At 59.3% G+C, this 17,096-nt stretch carries 12 protein-coding genes; 3 read left to right on the top strand and 9 right to left on the bottom strand.

All coding sequences use genetic code 11. The features are described 5' to 3' along the window. Positions 1–18: 18 nt before the first annotated feature. The 3 genes from ilvN to Q0X23_RS13825 form a co-directional block, all read right to left on the bottom strand. Entirely contained in the window at positions 19–528 is a 510-nt protein-coding gene (gene ilvN, locus Q0X23_RS13835; protein ID WP_297860820.1) for an acetolactate synthase small subunit, read from the bottom strand. 98 nt (positions 529–626) lie between these two features. Further along, positions 627–2,312, bottom strand: coding sequence for a biosynthetic-type acetolactate synthase large subunit (ilvB, locus tag Q0X23_RS13830; protein ID WP_297860819.1), 1,686 nt, complete (start codon positions 2,310–2,312; stop codon positions 627–629). A gap of 277 nt (positions 2,313–2,589) precedes the next feature. Next, the gene (locus Q0X23_RS13825; protein WP_297860818.1) at positions 2,590–3,591 is read right to left on the bottom strand and encodes a YpdA family putative bacillithiol disulfide reductase; all 1,002 of its coding nucleotides are present in this window, start codon (positions 3,589–3,591) and stop codon (positions 2,590–2,592) included. 336 nt (positions 3,592–3,927) lie between these two features. Here Q0X23_RS13825 and fumC point away from each other — a divergent pair, with 336 nt between their 5' ends. Both fumC and Q0X23_RS13815 read left to right on the top strand, forming a co-directional pair. Then, on the top strand, positions 3,928–5,319 hold the full coding sequence (gene fumC / locus Q0X23_RS13820; RefSeq protein WP_297860817.1) for a class II fumarate hydratase: 1,392 nt from the start codon (positions 3,928–3,930) through the stop codon (positions 5,317–5,319). A gap of 164 nt (positions 5,320–5,483) precedes the next feature. Beyond that, entirely contained in the window at positions 5,484–6,089 is a 606-nt protein-coding gene (locus tag Q0X23_RS13815; RefSeq protein WP_297860816.1) for a superoxide dismutase, read from the top strand. A gap of 322 nt (positions 6,090–6,411) precedes the next feature. Here Q0X23_RS13815 and Q0X23_RS13810 read toward each other — a convergent pair whose 3' ends face one another. The 4 genes from Q0X23_RS13810 to trpC all read right to left on the bottom strand — a co-directional run bounded on the left by Q0X23_RS13810 (position 6,412) and on the right by trpC (position 13,066). Further along, entirely contained in the window at positions 6,412–7,683 is a 1,272-nt protein-coding gene (locus Q0X23_RS13810; RefSeq protein WP_297860815.1) for a carboxypeptidase regulatory-like domain-containing protein, read from the bottom strand. Between the two features lie 362 nt (positions 7,684–8,045). Further along, the gene (locus tag Q0X23_RS13805) at positions 8,046–8,456 is read right to left on the bottom strand and encodes a hypothetical protein (protein ID WP_297860814.1); all 411 of its coding nucleotides are present in this window, start codon (positions 8,454–8,456) and stop codon (positions 8,046–8,048) included. Positions 8,457–8,874: 418 nt separating this feature from the next. Beyond that, positions 8,875–12,147 carry a BTAD domain-containing putative transcriptional regulator gene (locus Q0X23_RS13800; protein WP_297860813.1) on the bottom strand — a complete coding sequence of 1,091 codons (3,273 nt, stop codon included), beginning with the start codon at positions 12,145–12,147 and terminating at the stop codon, positions 8,875–8,877. 136 nt (positions 12,148–12,283) lie between these two features. Continuing rightward, complete coding sequence (gene trpC / locus Q0X23_RS13795; RefSeq protein WP_297860812.1) at positions 12,284–13,066, bottom strand: indole-3-glycerol phosphate synthase TrpC; 783 nt, start codon at positions 13,064–13,066, stop codon at positions 12,284–12,286. A gap of 345 nt (positions 13,067–13,411) precedes the next feature. Here trpC and Q0X23_RS13790 point away from each other — a divergent pair, with 345 nt between their 5' ends. Further along, on the top strand, positions 13,412–14,326 hold the full coding sequence (locus tag Q0X23_RS13790) for a patatin-like phospholipase family protein (RefSeq protein ID WP_297860811.1): 915 nt from the start codon (positions 13,412–13,414) through the stop codon (positions 14,324–14,326). Here Q0X23_RS13790 and Q0X23_RS13785 read toward each other — a convergent pair. After that, entirely contained in the window at positions 14,240–14,662 is a 423-nt protein-coding gene (locus tag Q0X23_RS13785) for a hypothetical protein (protein ID WP_297860810.1), read from the bottom strand. The two genes, Q0X23_RS13790 and Q0X23_RS13785, sit on opposite strands and share 87 nt — an antisense overlap. Positions 14,663–14,865: 203 nt before the next feature. After that, positions 14,866–16,911 carry a TRAP transporter permease gene (locus Q0X23_RS13780; protein WP_297860809.1) on the bottom strand — a complete coding sequence of 682 codons (2,046 nt, stop codon included), beginning with the start codon at positions 16,909–16,911 and terminating at the stop codon, positions 14,866–14,868. Between the last annotated feature and the right edge of the window lie 185 nt (positions 16,912–17,096).

Here is a 17,096-nt window from a genome sequence, read left to right as displayed (position 1 = left end):
GATGGGCATACGCCCATCCTAGACTGCTTTCTTCTCCCGCACTTTGAGTACCTGCTCGCCGCGAGACATGCCCACCGCTCCCGTACGCATGACCTCGAGAAGCCCATAGGGCCGCAGGGCCTCCACAAAATTGTTTACCTTGGTGGAGTCGCCGGTCAGCTCGAAGATGATGGACTTTCTGGCCACATCCACAATGCGGGCCCGAAAAGCCTCGGCAATGTCCTTGACCTCGAGCCGCTCCTCCATCCCGGCGATGCCCACCTTGACCAGGGCCAGTTCCCGCTCCACATGGGGCTCGGCGTGGTCGGTCACCTTGATCACCTCGATAAGCCGGTTGAGTTGCTTTTCGACCTGCTCGAGGACTGCATCGTCACCCGAGACCACCAGCGAGATGCGCGAGAGACCCGGCTGGTGGGTGCGCCCCACCGCCAACGACTCAATATTAAAGCCCCGCCGAGCAATCAGGCCGGCAATTCGCTGCAGGACGCCGGGGTTGTCTTGTACCAAAACTGAAACCAGATGTCGCATAGTTCTCCTGTCTCCAATCTCGGATCTTTCGTCTTGGGTCGGGGCCGGGAAACATCCGCCGGCCAGTAACTTACAACATGCGACCCGAGACATCCTCGCTAGTCGCCTGCTACCGTCTCCCGTGGGTTCTCGATGATCATGTCTTCCGCCGCGCCACCCGAAGGAATCATGGGGAAGACCCCTTCCTCGTGGTAGACCCGGGCCTCCAGAAGCACCGGGCCGGGGTGGGCAAGGACTTCTTTGACGGTTTCATGCAGCCTGGCTTTATCGGTCAGGGTGATGCCTTTGATGCCGTAAGCCTCAGCAAGTTTGGCAAAGTCGGGGTTGGAGTCGGCCAGGTACACCTCGCTGTAGCGCCTGGCATGGAACAGGTCTTGCCACTGCCGCACCATACCGAGAAAGCCGTTGTTGAGAATCACGATCTTAACGTTAAGATCGAGCTTTTTCAGGGTAGCCAGCTCCTGCAAGGTCATCTGGAAGCTGCCGTCGCCGTCGAAGTCGATGACCAGCTCGCCCGGGCGGGCCAGGGCGGCCCCGATGGCAAAGGGCAGGCCCACCCCCATGGTGCCCAGGCCGCCCGAGTTGATCCAGGAGCGCGGGGCATCGAACTTGTAGAACTGGGCCGCAAACATTTGGTGCTGGCCCACCCCTGAGGTTACTATCGCCTTGCCCCGGGTGGCCTCCCAGAAAGCCTGGATGACCTCCTGGCTTTGCAGGTGGGGCTTGGGTTTCCAGGCGAAGGGGTGCTTGGTCTTCCAGTCCTCGAGCTGTCCCCACCACTTGGAAATGTTTAGTTTCTTGGCGCCCTTGGCCAGCTCTGCCGCCACCCACTTGGCATCGCCCACGACCGGAATGGCGGTCTTGACCAGCTTGCCGATCTCAGCGGGGTCTATGTCCACGTGAATGATGGTATGGGCGTTGGGAGCAAAGCGCGAAACCTTACCGGTAACCCGGTCATCGAAGCGCAGTCCGATGGCCAGAATGGTATCGGCGTGGTGGATGGCCCGGTTGGCCGCTACCGAACCGTGCATCCCCGGCATCCCCAGGCACTGGGGGTGGGTACCGGGAAAGGCCCCCAGCCCCATCAGGGTTGGAATCACCGGAATGCCCGACTTTTCAGCAAAAACCATAATTTCCTGGGCCGCGTTCTGGGCCCCGCCACCTACCATCAAGATGGGCTTTTCGGCTTTTTGCAGGGCTTCCAGCGCCCGCTCAATCTGGCGTGGATGCCCTTTGAAGGTGGGCTTGTAACCCGGCAGGTCTACTTCCACATCAAAAGTGCCGGTAAACTCGGCCTGCTGCACGTCCTTGGGGAAGTCAATCAGCACCGGGCCAGGCCGCCCGGTGGAGGCGATGTAGAAAGCCTCAGCGATGATCCGTGGAATGTCGTTGACATTGCGTACTTGAATGTTGTGTTTGGTCACCGGCTGGGTAATGCCCACCACATCGGCTTCCTGAAAAGCATCGGTGCCAATAAGCGCCTGGGGCACGTTGCCTGTGAGAGCAATGACTGGGGTGGAGTCCATCAGCGCATCCTGCAAGCCCGTCACTAGGTTCAAGGCCCCCGGCCCCGAGGTCGCCATGCACACCCCTACCCGACCCGAGGCCCGCGCATAGGCTGTGGCGGCGTGCACGCCAGCCTGCTCGTGCCGCACCAGGACGTGCCGGATGGGCGAGTCGTAGAGGGCATCGTAGGTGGGCATGATGGTGCCCCCGGGATGGCCAAAAATAAGATCCACTCCTTGCATCTCCAGGGCTTTCAAGATTGCGGCGGCTCCGTTCATAGTATCTCCTCAAAAATCTGCCCCCCGTTGGTTCGGGGGGCTTTAGGATGCGCTTCCTGGCTCTTCGCTACACCAAATCCCCCATTGGCCCGGTAATTACTAGGCCCATTACCACTAGGATTAGGCTGCCAGTCGAAAACATCTTGTGAAAGAGTTTACGGGTGTTTGGTATACCGTGTCAAGATTTGCCCAGTAGCCAGCTCGCCACCTTCCCTCTCTTTGCAACAAAGAAGCTCAGTTATCTATTCGCCAGCGTGTATCAGCCCTGATACCTTGCTCAAGCTTGTCTAGGAGACGTTGTATGCAAATTTGAGCCCTTAAGACGATCGGCAATCTGCTGCACAGCCCTCTGGGCGTGTTCCCGTCCGTTTTCGATGAATACTGTGCGGGTGTCGGAGCCAAAACCCGCACTGCCCGCCACAAAAAGCCCTCGGATACTAGTTTCATAAGCTTCGGATAGCACCGGCGCATCACCCCGGTAGGCCACCTGGGCCGCTCGCAGCAAATTGTCCACAGCTTTGTAGCCGATATAAATCAGCACAAAATCGCTAGGCAGCCGGAGGGTAGACCCGGCCCCCTGCTCCACCACCACCTCGCGGGGGGTGATCTCCACAATCCTGGCCTGTAGCAGCAGTCTAATGGCCCCCTCCCGGACCCGGTTTTCAAAGTCGGGCTTGAGCCAGTACTTGACCCTGGGGCGAATTTCGGCCCCGTGGTGGACTACGCTCACCTGGGCACCGCCGCGGTAGAGCTCGAGGGCCGCCTCCACCGCACTGTTGGAACCGCCCACCACCACCACTTGCTGGTTCCAGTAGGGCAAGGTTTCGTCCAGACCGTAGCGCACATGGGGCAACTCCTCCCCCGGTACGCTCAGTCGGTTGGGGTTGTCGTAGTAGCCCGTCGCTACCAGAACAAAGCGGCTCTTCAGTTGACCTTCGCCATCGCGGTCGCGGTAGCCAACCATGAAATGTTCTGACTGGGGTTGTATGCGGGTAACCTCGGTGTAGGTACGGATATCCAGCGCTTCGTTTTCGGCAACACGGCGGTAATACTGCAGGGCTTCGCGACGGGTGGGCTTGGCCGAGAGCGAGGGGAAGGGGTGGCCCCCAATTTCGATATTTTTGGCTTCGCTGAAGAAAACCGTTTCTTTGGGCCAGCGGTACAGGGTGTGGACAATGGTTCCTTTTTCCAACACCACCGCGTTCAAGCTCGCCCGCTTGGCCTCAATAGCCGCAGCCAGCCCCACCGGCCCTGCCCCGACAATAACCAGATCCCACATGAGCTAGAGGATACCCATTTTCGCTCAGGGAGATTGTCATACTGCGCTGAATAGCAGTAACCGTGTTACGGGCGCACAACAAGATGCTGAGCAACTCTTTTGAGCTTGCTAACTATTTGATCTCGAGCTTGCCAACTAACAGCGCGCCGGCCTGGGTTTGTCCTTTGGCCTTGGCCCGGCTGCCGTTGCGGTCGGAACCCTAGAACATGCTTGAGCTGACCTCGCTATTGTTGATCTCGTCTCGAGTTTCCTAACTAATCCCCAGACTCCCCAAAACCCGGGTAGGGTTAATTTCCCTTTAGCTTGGCTGACAAAGCCCATTAGAATAGGAAAGCTATGGGCTACCGAATCGAAACCGACACCATGGGCCAGATGCAGGTTGAAGAGAGCCGCTACTGGGGCGCCCAGACCCAGCGCTCCATCCAGAACTTCCCCATCGGACAAGAACGCTTCAAGATGCCCCGTTCCATCATTCGAGCCATGGGCATCCTGAAGAAGGGAGCCGCGCTGGCCAATGCCGACCTGGGCGAGCTACCCCGCGACAAAGCCGACCTGATTGTGCGAGCCGCCGACGAAGTGATTGCCGGCAAGCTGGACGACCACTTCCCGCTGGTGGTCTTCCAGACCGGCTCGGGCACCCAGACCAACATGAACGCCAACGAGGTCATCGCCAACCGCGCCATCGAGCTGGCAGGGGGCGTGCTGGGCTCCAAAAAACCCATCCACCCCAACGACGATGTCAACCGGGGTCAGTCCTCCAACGACACCTTCCCTACCGCTATGCATATCGCGGTGGTGGAGGAGCTACACCGCCAGCTCTACCCCAACGTGCAAAAGCTGCGCAACACCCTGGCAGCCAAGGCCGAAGCCTACAAGGATGTGGTCAAGGTGGGACGCACCCACCTGCAAGACGCCACCCCCATCACCCTGGGGCAGGAAATTGGGAGCTGGGTTGCCCAAATTGACTACTGCCTGGCCGAAGTTCGCCACGCTGAGCAGGGCCTCTACGAGCTGGCCATCGGCGGAACCGCCGTAGGCACCGGCCTCAACGCCCATCCCCGGTTTGGCGACCTGGCCGCCTCTTACTTTGCCAAAGAGACCGGGTTCCCCTTTGTTTCGGCCAAGAACAAGTTTGCCGCGCTGGCCGCGCACGACGCGCTGGTGACGACCAGCGCAGCGTTGCGCACCCTGGCGGGCGCCCTGATGAAGATGGCCAACGACGTGCGCTGGCTGGCCTCGGGCCCCCGCAACGGTATCGGAGAAATTATTATTCCCGAGAACGAGCCGGGTAGCTCGATTATGCCCGGCAAGGTGAACCCCACCCAGTCCGAAGCTCTGACGATGGTAGCCGTGCAGGTGTTCGGCAACGATGCAGCGGTGGCGTTTGCCGGTTCGCAGGGCAACTTTCAGCTCAATGTGTTTAAGCCGGTGATGGTTTACAACGTGCTGACCAGCATTCAACTGCTGGGCGATGCCTGCGCTGCCTTCAACGACAATTGCGCGGTGGGCCTCGAGCCCAACCTGCCTCGCATCAAGGAGAACCTCGAGAAGAACCTGATGCTAGTCACCGCGCTCAACCGCCACATCGGCTACGACAAGGCCGCCGCCATTGCCAAAAAAGCCCACAAAGAAGGCACCAGCCTGAAGGAAGCCGCGCTGGCCCTGGGCTACCTGACCGAGGAAGAGTTCGATAAGTGGGTGGTTCCCCTCGAGATGACACATAACTAGCGTGCCGGTCGCAAGGGGTTACGCCGCCGCATCTCGTGGTCCCGGTGTTACGACTTTTTTGCTTTGGGCATTCGGCTTTAGTCTTTTAGCCCTATTAATTTTGAGTCCCTAGTCACAGCTTTACGTCACCATGCAGGCGTAGAGTACATTTTGGAGGTTCAACTATGAGTTATCCGTTCAAGCTGCCCGACCTCGGTTATGCCAAGGATGCCCTCGAGCCCCACATCGACGCCCAAACCATGGACATTCACCACGGCAAGCACCACGCTGCCTATGTGAACAACCTGAACGCCGCTCTGGAAAAACATCCCGAGCTCCATAGCTGGAGCATCGAAGACCTGCTCGGCAAAATTGCCCAGGTGCCCGAGGACATCCGTACCGCCGTACGCAACAACGGCGGCGGCCACCACAACCATACCCTGTTCTGGGACATCCTGACCCCCGGCGGCGCCAAAGAACCCACCGGCAAGCTGGCCGAGGCCATCAACGCCACCTTCGGTTCGTTTGAGGAGCTCAAAACCAAGATGACCCAGGCCGGCCTGACCCGCTTTGGCTCGGGCTGGAGCTGGCTGGTCAAGGACAAAGACGGCAAACTGCACGTCTACAGCAGCGCCAACCAGGACTCCCCCCTGATGGAAGGCCACACCCCCCTCCTGGGCATTGACGTGTGGGAGCACGCCTACTACCTCAAATACCAGAACCGCCGCCCCGACTATCTGGCGGCAATCTGGAACGTGATCAACTGGGACAAGGTGGCCAGCCGGTTCTAACTGAACTTTTTAGCAAAAAAGGCCGGGGAGCTCCCCGGCCTCGCTGCAAGCAGCGGCGTTTGGATGTTTTAGGGTGCAGTTGTAAATGTGCGGCTTGAAGATACAGTGCGGCTGCCTTCGGCAGTGCCCCGGTACATGGCTAGCCAACCTCCAGGCCCCGCAGCAGCGTCTACAGTCGCGAATGGCGCAGCCCCCTGAACATTCCAGGAATAGACTGTGGATGCTGGCAACCCAAGCCCAACCGAGCTGAGATTGGGAATGGTAGTGCTAGCCGCACTAGTTACGACCACATAATCGGGGTTGGTACCTAGGCCACTGAATACTACAAGGTGTACCCCCCCGAGAAGGGCGTGTAGGAAAAGGTGGTGCTGTTATTTACATTTGTGGCGGCATTGGGTGGCAAGCTGAGATCTGAACCCGCGGGCAGGGAAATCGAAACACCGGTTGCATTGACCGCAAGGCCAGGTCTGGTAGTGATAACACTAGTTCCGGCTGCGTTTTGAGCAGTAATTCGCATTAGTATGGTGGCCCCAGTAATGTTGGGGGTGGTGTAAGTGAAGTTGGTGCTTGAACCAAAATCATCAAGTACTTCTATGAGCGATCGGTCTGCAAAGCCAACAGCCATGTACTTGAGGGCGAGATTATATCCAGCCGGAAGAGTGACCGACCCCGAGATAGTGGCTTCACTCACCCCGGACATAGTTACATTCTGACTGGCAAATGATCCGCCATCAGAAAGTGCCACATTGAGCCTTTCCCCATACCCCTTGTAGTCGGTGGGAAGGCCGGTTCCGTCGAACTGCCACTGGAGCGCATGTATATTTCCCGTGGTGGTCGTGGGGCCGAACCATTCTACCGTACCCATGTCGTACGCGCCAGTAGCGGTGTTGGCCGTTGCACTGTCAAGCGCCTCGGGTGATCCAAAGGCAGTTTTGGTGACGTGGTTTGCCGGTTGGGGGAAGCCCGCACCACCCGAGACCGTCCCGCTAAGGGAGGCCTTCCTGAAAGCACCTTGATTTTGATTAACCCCGAGAAATACCAGGGTTGGATCGGTGCGGGTCAACCCCTTGTAAATGAGCGCCGTCTTCTCAAAAACAACGGTTGCATCATAGGGGGGGGTGACCCCGCTTACACTGAAAACACCACTTGCATTGGTGGTTGTGCTGAAACTAGCGCCGCCAGAGGTAATGACAACCGGCACACTCGCAACGGGTTGCAGATAGGTGCCAATTACTGTACCAGAGACATTGATAGTTGCAGGCGGATTGACGGTGATGTTAGCAGTGGCCGTTAGTGTGCCCGAGGTCGCAGTGAGTTGAACTGCGGTAGAACTAGCTACTGTAGCTGGGGGAGTGTAGGTAACGGAGGTGCCTGTGGTTGCCGAGAGCGTACCCACATTCGGACTGAGCGCCCAGTTAATGGTGCCGGTCGCATTGCTAAGGGTTGCGTTGAACGTTTGGTTTCCCGTCCCGGCAGTTAGTGTTGCAGTAGTGGGGGAAACCGTGAGGGTGGGTGTGGTTCCTCCACCTCCACCGGGACACGCTGTTAGTAGTGGTATCAGACTCATGCTCAGAAGCCAGAATAGACGTTTCATACAAACCTCCAAGCTCAGCCGGTATGTAGGTTTCGGCTTGTAGCTAGAGGCTAACAAGTCCAGCGTTATATTGCCGTTACAGAATTGAGATTCGACAAGGCGATATTTTCAATGCACACGGCAAAGCATGGTTTTTGAAGGTTGTTTCACAAAATAAACAAACAATTAACGAGCCTACCTGCAAAAAAGTATTAGTGAATTTGGACGCTACTACCTCACGGCTAAGTGCTTCTAAGGTATGTTTGTCACTAAATCCGGCTCAGCGTCCATAGAGGTACTGCGACTCCAAGCGTAGAGCTGGTGGAATGGACTTTGGGAATTTCACAAACTCAATCTGGCGCAGCTTTTTCAGTTGGCCTCATTTACTGCGGCGGAACCGAGAAGTTGAACCGTCCATCGGTCTTGGTTCCGGCGGCGGTGGTTAAGACAACCTGGAGGCCATTTGGGCAAGAAAGGGTGAAACCTGCCTGAGCGTTGTTGACCCTGGGAAACAAAACACCTGAGCCCACATCCCCCGCGAGGGTGACTTGTGCAGCCTCGAGCTGGTCTTGGGAAGGCTGAACCGTAAAGGTAATGCCATACTCGCCTGTGCCTTTGGTCACCGCAGCAACATTTACCCCAGTGCGAAGCGAGCCGTCACCACGCACTTGCCCAAATGCACCCGGATTCCCACAGATCACCGTGCCGTCCGCGTTGACCGAGCGAATATAGCGGCCTTCCGAACAGGTTCCGCTTACACGGTTTTGCTTGCCAGGGAGCGGCCTCGAGGGCATCTACTGCCGTTTTGATGGCGGCAAAGTTGGCGTTTATTTTGGCCGCGCTGAGCACTTCTCCAGCGCAAAAAGGTATTGGGAATTGTCACTGCCGCAGCCCACAAGCCCGAAGCTACCAGGGCTGCCCCCAAAACGAAAAACTTGAGATTACTTCCTTTCGTGATACACACTCCTACGGGCCAAACTTGGTGTTGGCATCGTCAAACTTACACTCGCTGTTATCAAAAACCGCAGGGTTGGGGCATGCAGCACTGCTTCCTGGACTTCCACAGGAGGCCAGCAGGAGCAGACCAAGTACGAAAACCATTGCTATAAACCTCACACCTACCCCCTTTACGCACTCAGCCGCAAGTTGGTTATGGGCTAAGCTCAGGTGACAATAGCCAGGTACGCGTTATTTTGACGTTATTTTTTGGTATCAAACCTCGGTGGTCTTGCTGAGTGCCCAGACCACATAGCGGTTGTTTAGCAGGCGCTGCGCAAGATGGGGCGGGAGCTGGTGGGCCAGGTCGCGCAGGAGTTGTTGGCTCTCGCGCAGGAGTTCACCACCCCGCTGGTTACCCAGAGCCCGGGCCCGGATATAGAGCACCAGCGGCAGGTCGTAGATTCCCCGCGCCCAGTCGGCGCGCAGGGCGTAGGCTTCCTCCGAAAGTTGCTGGGCTTTTTTGCGGTTGTTGGCCCTCAGGTGCACCAGGGCCAGGGCGGCCAGGGAGCGGGCCGTGTGACGGTACTCCTTGCGGTCTCGCCAGAGTGCTACCGATTCGGCCAGGGTATCCCGACTGCGCTCCAGATCGCCTAGCTCGAGCAAAGTAAAACCCAGGTTGAACAAAGCATGCCCCAGCCGGGCTCGCTCGCCCATCTCGCGCAGGTCGCGCAGGGCAGCCTGAAGCTCGCCCTTTGCTTCTTCCAGACGGCCCGCCACCATCAGGGCGTTGCCGTAGTCGGAGCGCAGGAGGGCCAGGTCGCGCCAGGCCCCCACCTCGGCGGCCTCGACCACGGCCCGCTGGACAGTGGCCTCGAGTTCAGGTTCCAGACCCAGTACAGCCGCATTCAGCAGCAAACCCTGCAGGGCGTCCCACACCGCCCACCAGTCGCCCCGTTCGCGGGCTTCCTGGTACAGGAGTTCGGCCACCTGCAGGCTGTCCGCGTAGTCCCCCTTGACCCAGTCCACCATGACCTTATCGGCCCGTAAGCGCCGAAGCAGCAGGTCGTCGCGCAGTTCGGCGGCCAACTTAAAAGCCTGGGCATAGGTCTGGCTGTACTGCAACAGGTCGCCCAGCCGGAACCAGTAACCCGACAGGTTGCGCAAAGCCAGGGTTTCCATGGCCTGGTCGCCGATGTCGTGAAAGGCCCGGATAGAGGCCAGCAGCGGCTCGAGCTGTACATCGGGGTCACCCCCGCGGTACTCGAGCCAGGCCAGCTTAAAAAGGGCATGGCCCCGCTGCCAGGGGGTCTGGGCCAGGCGCAGGGCCTCCCGCGCCACCGGGATACCCTCAACCACCCGGCCCGAGGCCAGCGAAGCATCGGCGTCCAGCAAGAACAGGCGAAAGCGCTCATGGTCGCCCAAGCTGTCGGCCAGTCGGGCCATTTCCTGGCGCTCGGGAATCTGCGACTGCCCCAGTCTGATTCGGGTTTCCGCCGCTTCAATCAGCATGCGAAAGCGCTCGTGGTCAGGTTCCGTGGAAGGGCACAGCACCTGGGCGCGCTGGTAGTGTTCCAGGGCTTGCCGGGCCAGCGGCCCCCGGCGCAGGCTGCGCCCGGCCATCAGGTGGGCCACGTAGGCTTCGGCTCGCTGTCCGGCAGCCTCGAGGTGCGCCGCCAGTTGCGGTAGCGGGCCGGCCACCTCGCGTAGGGCATCGGCAATGCAGGCATGCAGCCAGCGACGGCGGGACTGACTCATCTCGGCCAACACAGTTTGCCGCACCAGCTCGTGTCGCAGGGTGTAGCCGCTGGGGTTGAGGCGCAAAAACCCGCTTTGGGTCAGGTTTTCCAGCTCGATGATGGGGGTTCCCAGGTGGCGCAACAGCCCCGCGGCCAGTTCGGGGGGCAGGGGGAAGTCGGCCAGTGCCATGGCCTGGAGGATGGGCAAGGCGTCCTCACCCAGGCGCTGGAGCCGCTCCAGCAGGGCCTCGCGCACACTGGGGGGCAGCGGCAGCTCACGGTAGTCGGAGGTGAAGCTGTCGAAGGGGGTATGCCAGGCCCCGGCTTCGGCCCGCAAGAGCCCCTGGTCGAAGAGGTAGCGCAGAATCTCGAGGACATAAAACACATTGCCCTCGGTAGCCTGAAACAGGCGTTCTGCAAAACGCTCGCCCCCTTCGCGCTGACCCGACATCTGGCGTAGCAACTGCACCAGTGCAGGCGGATCCATGGGCTTTAGCAAGCGTTGGAAGAGGCGGTTTTCTCGAGCAATTTCTTGCAAAATTTGACGCGCCGGCTGGTTTTTTTGCAAGGCTTCGGGGCGGGCGGTGCCCAGCAGGAAAAAACCCAGGCTGCTGGAGCGGCGCACCAGGTAGGGCAAGAACTCCAGGCTGGCCCAGTCCAGCCAGTGCAGATCGTCCCACAGCACCACCCCGCCGGGGCGAACGATGGCCTGCAAGGCCCGGCACAGGGCTTCAAAGAACCGTGCTTTGTGCAGGTTGCTGGGCGGAAGGCCCAGCTCGGGCAGCAGTTGGGCCAGTTCGTCACGCCAGATGGGCTCGAGGTTGTCCAGCTTATGGGCTTCCAGGGCTTGCCGCAGGGCCTCCAGCAGACCGCTAAAGCCAATGCCCTGCCCACTCTCACGCTGGCGGATGCGCAGGGTCTCGGAAGGGCCGGCTCCTACTTGGCGCTTGGCGTACTCCAGGGCCAGGCGGCTTTTGCCCACCCCGGATTCGGCCAGCAAAAGCAACAGGCCCCGCCCCCAGTGGGCCTCGAGCCAGGCCCAGTCCTCGCTGCGCCCGACCAGAGGAGGCTCGCTCAACATTTGGGCCACCGCCTGTTGCTGTGGGGGCAAGGGCTGCCCTTCGCGCACCTGCGCCCCCAAGGCCTGCGTTTGCAAGCTGGGCTCCAGACCCAGTTGATCCCGCAACAATAGCCGGTACTGCTCGTATTGCCGTATCGCCGCGGAGCGGTCACCTAGTTGCAGGTATAGGCGCATGACCGCCTGTTGCTCGGTTTCCTGTAGGGGATCTTCGGCGAGCAGCTTCTGGTAGACCTTGAGGGCCTCGGCAAGCTGGCCAGCTGCTTCCTGGCCGCGCGCCAGACCCAGCATGGCTTCCCGGTAGAGGCGCTCCCAGCGCTCACGCTCGGGAATCAGCCAGTCCCAGTAGCCCTCCGAAGCCTTGGGGTCGAGGCCGGCCAGAAACCCTCCCCGCCACAAGGCCAGCGCCTCCGACCAGGCCCCCCGGGCCATCTGCGCCAGAAAATCCTCGAGGTCGGTCTTTATGGATCCCAGCCCGATGTGCTGGGGGCTTTGCTCGAATACCTTTTCCCAAACGGTGTTCTTGAGGCGGAAAAGTTCCTGGCGAAGATTCCGTCGTACAGCTTCTTCCTCTCCCTCCCACAACAGGTCGGCCAGGCGCCCGCGCTCAACCACGCCACCCACCACTGCCAGGTAGGCTGCCATCGCCACCGCTTTGCGCGGCAGGCTCGAGACCAGTTTACCCTCCTGCCAGAGCTGGGGCGGGCCAAGCAAGCTGAGATAGAGGGCCATCCATTCCTCCCTTTATCTTGCTTTTGCTTCACGCTCGAATCGCACACAACCTCGATTTGTAGGTATTTGCTGGGCAAGGCTCGCGATGGTTTGTCGGTATATCAGTACTAAGCACCAGTCTAACCCCGTGAAGCAGTCACTTCCGGGTTATCTGCGCTACCGCAGACCGCCAGTTGCCACTGCGGGCCAGGCTGGTTCCGATAAGAACAGCGTCGAACAGCCCCTCGAGTTCGGCCAGTTGCGCCGGCTCGCTGTAGCCCGACTCGGCGACCAGCAGGCCGGCAAAGCCAGCCCGTCGGGCCAAGAGGCCCAGCCGGGGCGCCGTCGAGCGGTCAATGCTCAGGTCAATCAGGTTGCGGTTGTTGACCCCAATTATCGAGGCTCCCGCCGCCAGCGCGAGCTCGAGCTCGGCCTCGTGGTGTACCTCGACCAGAGCATCGAGGCTTTGGGCATGGGCCAGCTCCAGATAGGCCTGAGTTAGGGGGCCCAGCACCGCCACAATAAGCAGCACCGCCGACGCACCGAGTGCCCGGGCCTGGGCGATCTGCACCGGGTGCACGGTAAAGTCCTTTCGCAAAATGGGCAGATCCACCGCCTGCCGCACCTCGAGCAAGTCCTGATCCGAACCCGCAAAATAGTGCGGTTCAGTGAGCACGCTAATGGCCCGGGCACCGCCCGCAGCATACTCTCGGGCCACCTGAGCGGCCTCGAGTCGCACGGCGATTTCCCCCTGCGATGGACTTTTTCGCTTGACCTCGGCAACAAGCGATAAACCCGGCAAACGCAAAGCCTGTTGAAAGGAGGGTGGGCTGGCTGTGGGTGGGGTCCAGCGGAGGCCTTCAAGCTTCAGCACTTCACCATAACGCCGCCTGGATATCTCCCCCAAAACGCCGGGCACTTTGGATAGCTCTGGAACCATATGCATCATGCTACCCTTTTACAACACAGCCCGACATGACAATTTTCTGATACCCCAGATAGGATTCACGCCACTTTATTTTGCGCTTGCCTCATATTGGTTCAAGCACACCGAACAACGCTAGAGCTTCTTCACCCAACCCACGCAGCAGGGGCAAATCGTGTTCAGCACAGCGCTTGGGCTTTTGACCCCTAGAATCCCGGCGAAGTTTCTGAGCGTCCCTGCTTGCATATCACCTGAACCAAGCGCTACACCTCGAACCTATTTATGCAATTAGAGCACCCCATAGCCGAACTTAATCAAAATCACTGCACTTGGTATAACTTTTTTGCTACCATACAAGCTATGGAAGGCATCGTGCTGGCGCTGGGAGGTGGAGGGGTGCGGGGCAGTGCACACACGGCTCTGCTGGAAGTACTCACTGAAGCCAAAATCCCCGTCGCCGGGCTGGCGGGCAGCTCAGCGGGCGCACTGGCCGCTGCTTTGTACGCTTTTGGAATCACCGTTCATCACACCGAGCTAAGCGAATGGCTCAAAGACCCCGAACTCGAGCGCCTGCAAAAAACCGGAGCCTTGTACCAGGTAACCCGCCTGGTCGATTTCGTGCGGCGGCCCTATCTGGCCGAAGGACAAAAAATTCGTCAGGGCTACCGGGCCCTGTTTGGCGAGCGTCGCATCGAGGATAGCCCCATCCCGCTGGTCATCCAGGCCTGCGACTTCAACACCGGCGAGCTGGTTATGCTGCGGGCCGGGCCCGTAGCTGAGGCGCTGGCGGCCAGCAGCGCCGTACCCAGCATTTTTCCCCCTGTTCCCTGGCACGGGCGCTTGTTGGTAGATGGCGATGTGGCCGAAAAAGTGCCGGTCACCGCAGCCAAAGCCTTGCAGGCGGGGCCCATCGTAGCCGTGGATGTTTCCAATCGGGTTACGCCCACTGAGCCAAAAAGCGCTCTGGAAGCAGCTTTGCAAGCAGGTGAGGCCTCACGCCGTCGCCTCCTGAGCATGGCCCTGGCCCAGGCCGATTTAGCAATCTCGCTGGCTGCCGATCCGCCCATCGAGACCTTCGACTACACCAAGGCCGAACTTGCCTACGAACTTGGGCGCAAACGCGCTGAGGAAGCCCTGCCCCGCATTCGGCAGTTGCTGGAAAAACCCACCCTCAGCAAACCCTGGTGGTCACGCTTTGCTCAGCCCAAACCACAAGCGTCCAAAAGCAATCCCGTAGCCCACCAGCCCAAGCCCCAAAAACAACACCACCCCTAACTCAAATCCCATCCGCATCGCAAAAATTGCGGCTAGGCAGGCCGCCCCCAGCCAGAGCGCATCCAAAAAAACCTGCCGGGCCGGTTCAAGATGTGATTGCTTGCTTGCTGGACGGAATTTCAGCACCACTACAATCAGCAGTAAGAGGGCAAAAAAACCACTCACAGACCAGGTTATCCACTGGGGTAGCCCCATCAGGGTAGGTACAGCCAGCCAGGCCAGGGCCAGATGGGTCATTTGTAACGCCAGCGCCAGCCCGCTGAGCTGCACCAGGCCCCGCCGTCGCAAGGCCAGGGCTGACCTTGAATCCATGAATTCCGCCCAGTAAAGCTTCATGTCTTGCGCTCTTGCTACCGTTTTAGCAGATCACACATTCGCCTTAGCGTTCAGAGACGAAGGGTTGTATTGGGGCAGTTTGCGGTTTGAGCCGAGGTATATGGAGATTGCAAACCCAGGTTAGCCGCTTAACGGGCACCCCCTCGCCTCCCAGATGGTGCTAGCGCTCACCACATACCCCAAGGTTATTTCCTAAAACCGCCCTAGGCAGCAGCTCGACGCGCGTACCACTGCCAAAGGAAGGTCACACCCAAAATAGCAAGCCCGACGATTTCGGTGTTGGGGTTGTTGGGCATCAGCATGAACGCGGCGACCAGATATAGCAACCGCTGCAACCAGTTGGCGTTCCCCATCAAATATCCTAGCGTCGCTGCCGAAAAAGCCGTAAGCCCCAGGAGCGCCGTTACGATGATGCGACCGCCCTCGAGCACGCTCCCCACCCCAATCAAGAGTAACCCTGGATTGAAGAAGATCATGTAGGCCAGCAGGGCCGTTCGCAACTCGTAAATAAAGCCCTGTACACCTGTTTTGAAGGGGTCGCCCTTGGCAATGGCCGAGGCCGCGTAGGCCGCCAGCGCCACCGGCGGGGTAGAGTCGGCCATGATGCCAAAGTAGAAAGCGAACATGTGGGCCACAATTTTCAGGATGGGCACCTCGATACCCGAGAAGGTCAGCGAGCCATAATCTATGCCGTTCTGCTCAGCAATTTTAGTAATCACCGGTACTACCAGGCTGGCCATCACCACGTAGTTGGCTGTGGTGGGCAGGCCCATGCCCAGCACCAGGCTGATGAGCTGGGCCAGGAATAGGGCCGCCAGCAGATTCCCTCCCGAGATGGTCTGCAACAGATCGGTGAGACCGAAACCGATGTTGGTGATGAGCACCACCGCAATAATGATGCCAGCCAGACCGGTGGCAATGGCAATACCCACCATGTTACGCGCCCCGTTGGCAAAGCCCTCAATTACAATTTGCGCAAAGGAACGCAAACCACTACCCAACCCACGCCCTTCTCGCCAGGCCCGGTAGAGCTCCTGTGCGAGCGCAACGCCAATCATCAGGAAAATAGTGTTGAGCGCTGCCCGTTCGGGCGAAAGCTCAATTATTAGCAGGGCATAGAGCAAATAGCCCAGGGGAAACACATAGTGCAAGCCGGCCCGCAGCGTGGGCCAGAACCTGGGCAGCTCGGCCTTGGGCAAGCCCTTCAGACCCAGCTTGACCGCTTCCAGATCCACCAATATAAACAGCGTGGTATAAGCCAGCAGGGCGGGCACAACGGCCATCAAAACCAGCGCCGAGTAAGGCACGCCCAAAAAGTCCGCCATGATAAAAGCCGCCGCCCCCATCACCGGGGGCATGAGCTGCCCGTTGGAACTGGCCGCTACCTCGACCGCTCCGGCTTTCTCGGCAGAATAACCGGCCCGTCGCATGGCCGGGATGGTAAAAGTACCGCTGGTCACCACATTAGAAATCGAGGAACCCGAGACCACCCCGGTAAGCGCTGAGGAAACAATCGAGGCTTTGGCTGGCCCCCCACGCACCCCTCCCAGCACGCTAAAAGCCAGGTCGGTAAACCACTTCCCGGCCCCGGCCCGCTCGAGGATGGCCCCAAACAATACAAACACAAACACCGTACGCGCCGCCACCCCGATGGGCGTACCCCAGATGCTATCCGAAGCGTTCATGAAAAGCTGGCTCACCAGCGAACGCCACTGCACCCCCGCGTGCAACTGGCCCAATGCGCCCGGTAATTGGCCCTGAAACAAACCCTGCGGCCCAATCAAGGCAAACAGCATGAACACAATGGAAATAATCGGCATAGCCGGCCCCAGCGAGCGCCATCCGGCCAGCAGCAACATCAGGATGGTTAAGCTTCCCACCACCAGGTCGGCTTGATTGGCCAGGCCCCCCCGGACTTCAATCATGTCTTTGTATTGCCACATCACATATGCTGCCGAGAGGGTAGCGGTGATACCCAGAATCCAGTCAAAAAGTGGAATTCGGTCGCGACGGCTGCGTTGATTGAAGGGATACACCAAAAAAACCAGGGCAAAAGCGAAGGCCAGGTGGGTGGCCCGAAAAAACAGGGCATCCAGCGAGCCCAACCAGGTGGCCCAGACCTGAAATACACTCCAGCCTACTGCCAATCCCAGAATCAGCCAGCGAGACCAGTCGGTAGGCTTTCGCCCTCCCAACTCGGTCTCTTCTACCATTAGCTGGGCTTCGGCTTCTGGACTCTCCCTACTCATCCACAACCTCCTGCACAAAAAAGCTTAGGAATTGCGCGATATCAAACGATCCGGCTTGCATAGTTTTACACCCAAACCAGCTTGGCGTCTATTTTTGGTTTGGCTCTACGGGTTATGTTGTCAAGGGTAATGCTGCAAAATAAACCGGGGCCGACTCGATGGGCCGGCCCCAGCGCTTGCTGGCC

It is taken from the genome of Meiothermus sp., from assembly GCF_026004115.1.
Taxonomy (GTDB): Bacteria; Deinococcota; Deinococci; order Deinococcales; family Thermaceae; genus Meiothermus.
The sequence above is the reverse complement of the archived record's forward strand: the minus strand, read 5'-3'. Positions and strand labels throughout refer to the sequence as shown.

Excerpts from the sequence above, each read along its gene's own strand:
- ilvB (WP_297860819.1), bottom strand. The coding sequence starts at position 2,312 with ATGAACGGAGCCGCCGCAATCTTGAAAGCCCTGGAGATGCAAGGAGTG.
- trpC (WP_297860812.1), bottom strand. The coding sequence starts at position 13,066 with ATGGTTCCAGAGCTATCCAAAGTGCCCGGCGTTTTGGGGGAGATATCC.
- Q0X23_RS13780 (WP_297860809.1), bottom strand. The coding sequence starts at position 16,911 with ATGAGTAGGGAGAGTCCAGAAGCCGAAGCCCAGCTAATGGTAGAAGAG.
- Q0X23_RS13815 (WP_297860816.1), top strand. The coding sequence starts at position 5,484 with ATGAGTTATCCGTTCAAGCTGCCCGACCTCGGTTATGCCAAGGATGCC.
- Q0X23_RS13785 (WP_297860810.1), bottom strand. The coding sequence starts at position 14,662 with ATGAAGCTTTACTGGGCGGAATTCATGGATTCAAGGTCAGCCCTGGCC.
- Q0X23_RS13805 (WP_297860814.1), bottom strand. The coding sequence starts at position 8,456 with ATGCCCTCGAGGCCGCTCCCTGGCAAGCAAAACCGTGTAAGCGGAACC.
- Q0X23_RS13825 (WP_297860818.1), bottom strand. The coding sequence starts at position 3,591 with ATGTGGGATCTGGTTATTGTCGGGGCAGGGCCGGTGGGGCTGGCTGCG.
- ilvN (WP_297860820.1), bottom strand. The coding sequence starts at position 528 with ATGCGACATCTGGTTTCAGTTTTGGTACAAGACAACCCCGGCGTCCTG.
- fumC (WP_297860817.1), top strand. The coding sequence starts at position 3,928 with ATGGGCTACCGAATCGAAACCGACACCATGGGCCAGATGCAGGTTGAA.
- Q0X23_RS13790 (WP_297860811.1), top strand. The coding sequence starts at position 13,412 with ATGGAAGGCATCGTGCTGGCGCTGGGAGGTGGAGGGGTGCGGGGCAGT.
- Q0X23_RS13810 (WP_297860815.1), bottom strand. The coding sequence starts at position 7,683 with ATGAAACGTCTATTCTGGCTTCTGAGCATGAGTCTGATACCACTACTA.
- Q0X23_RS13800 (WP_297860813.1), bottom strand. The coding sequence starts at position 12,147 with ATGGCCCTCTATCTCAGCTTGCTTGGCCCGCCCCAGCTCTGGCAGGAG.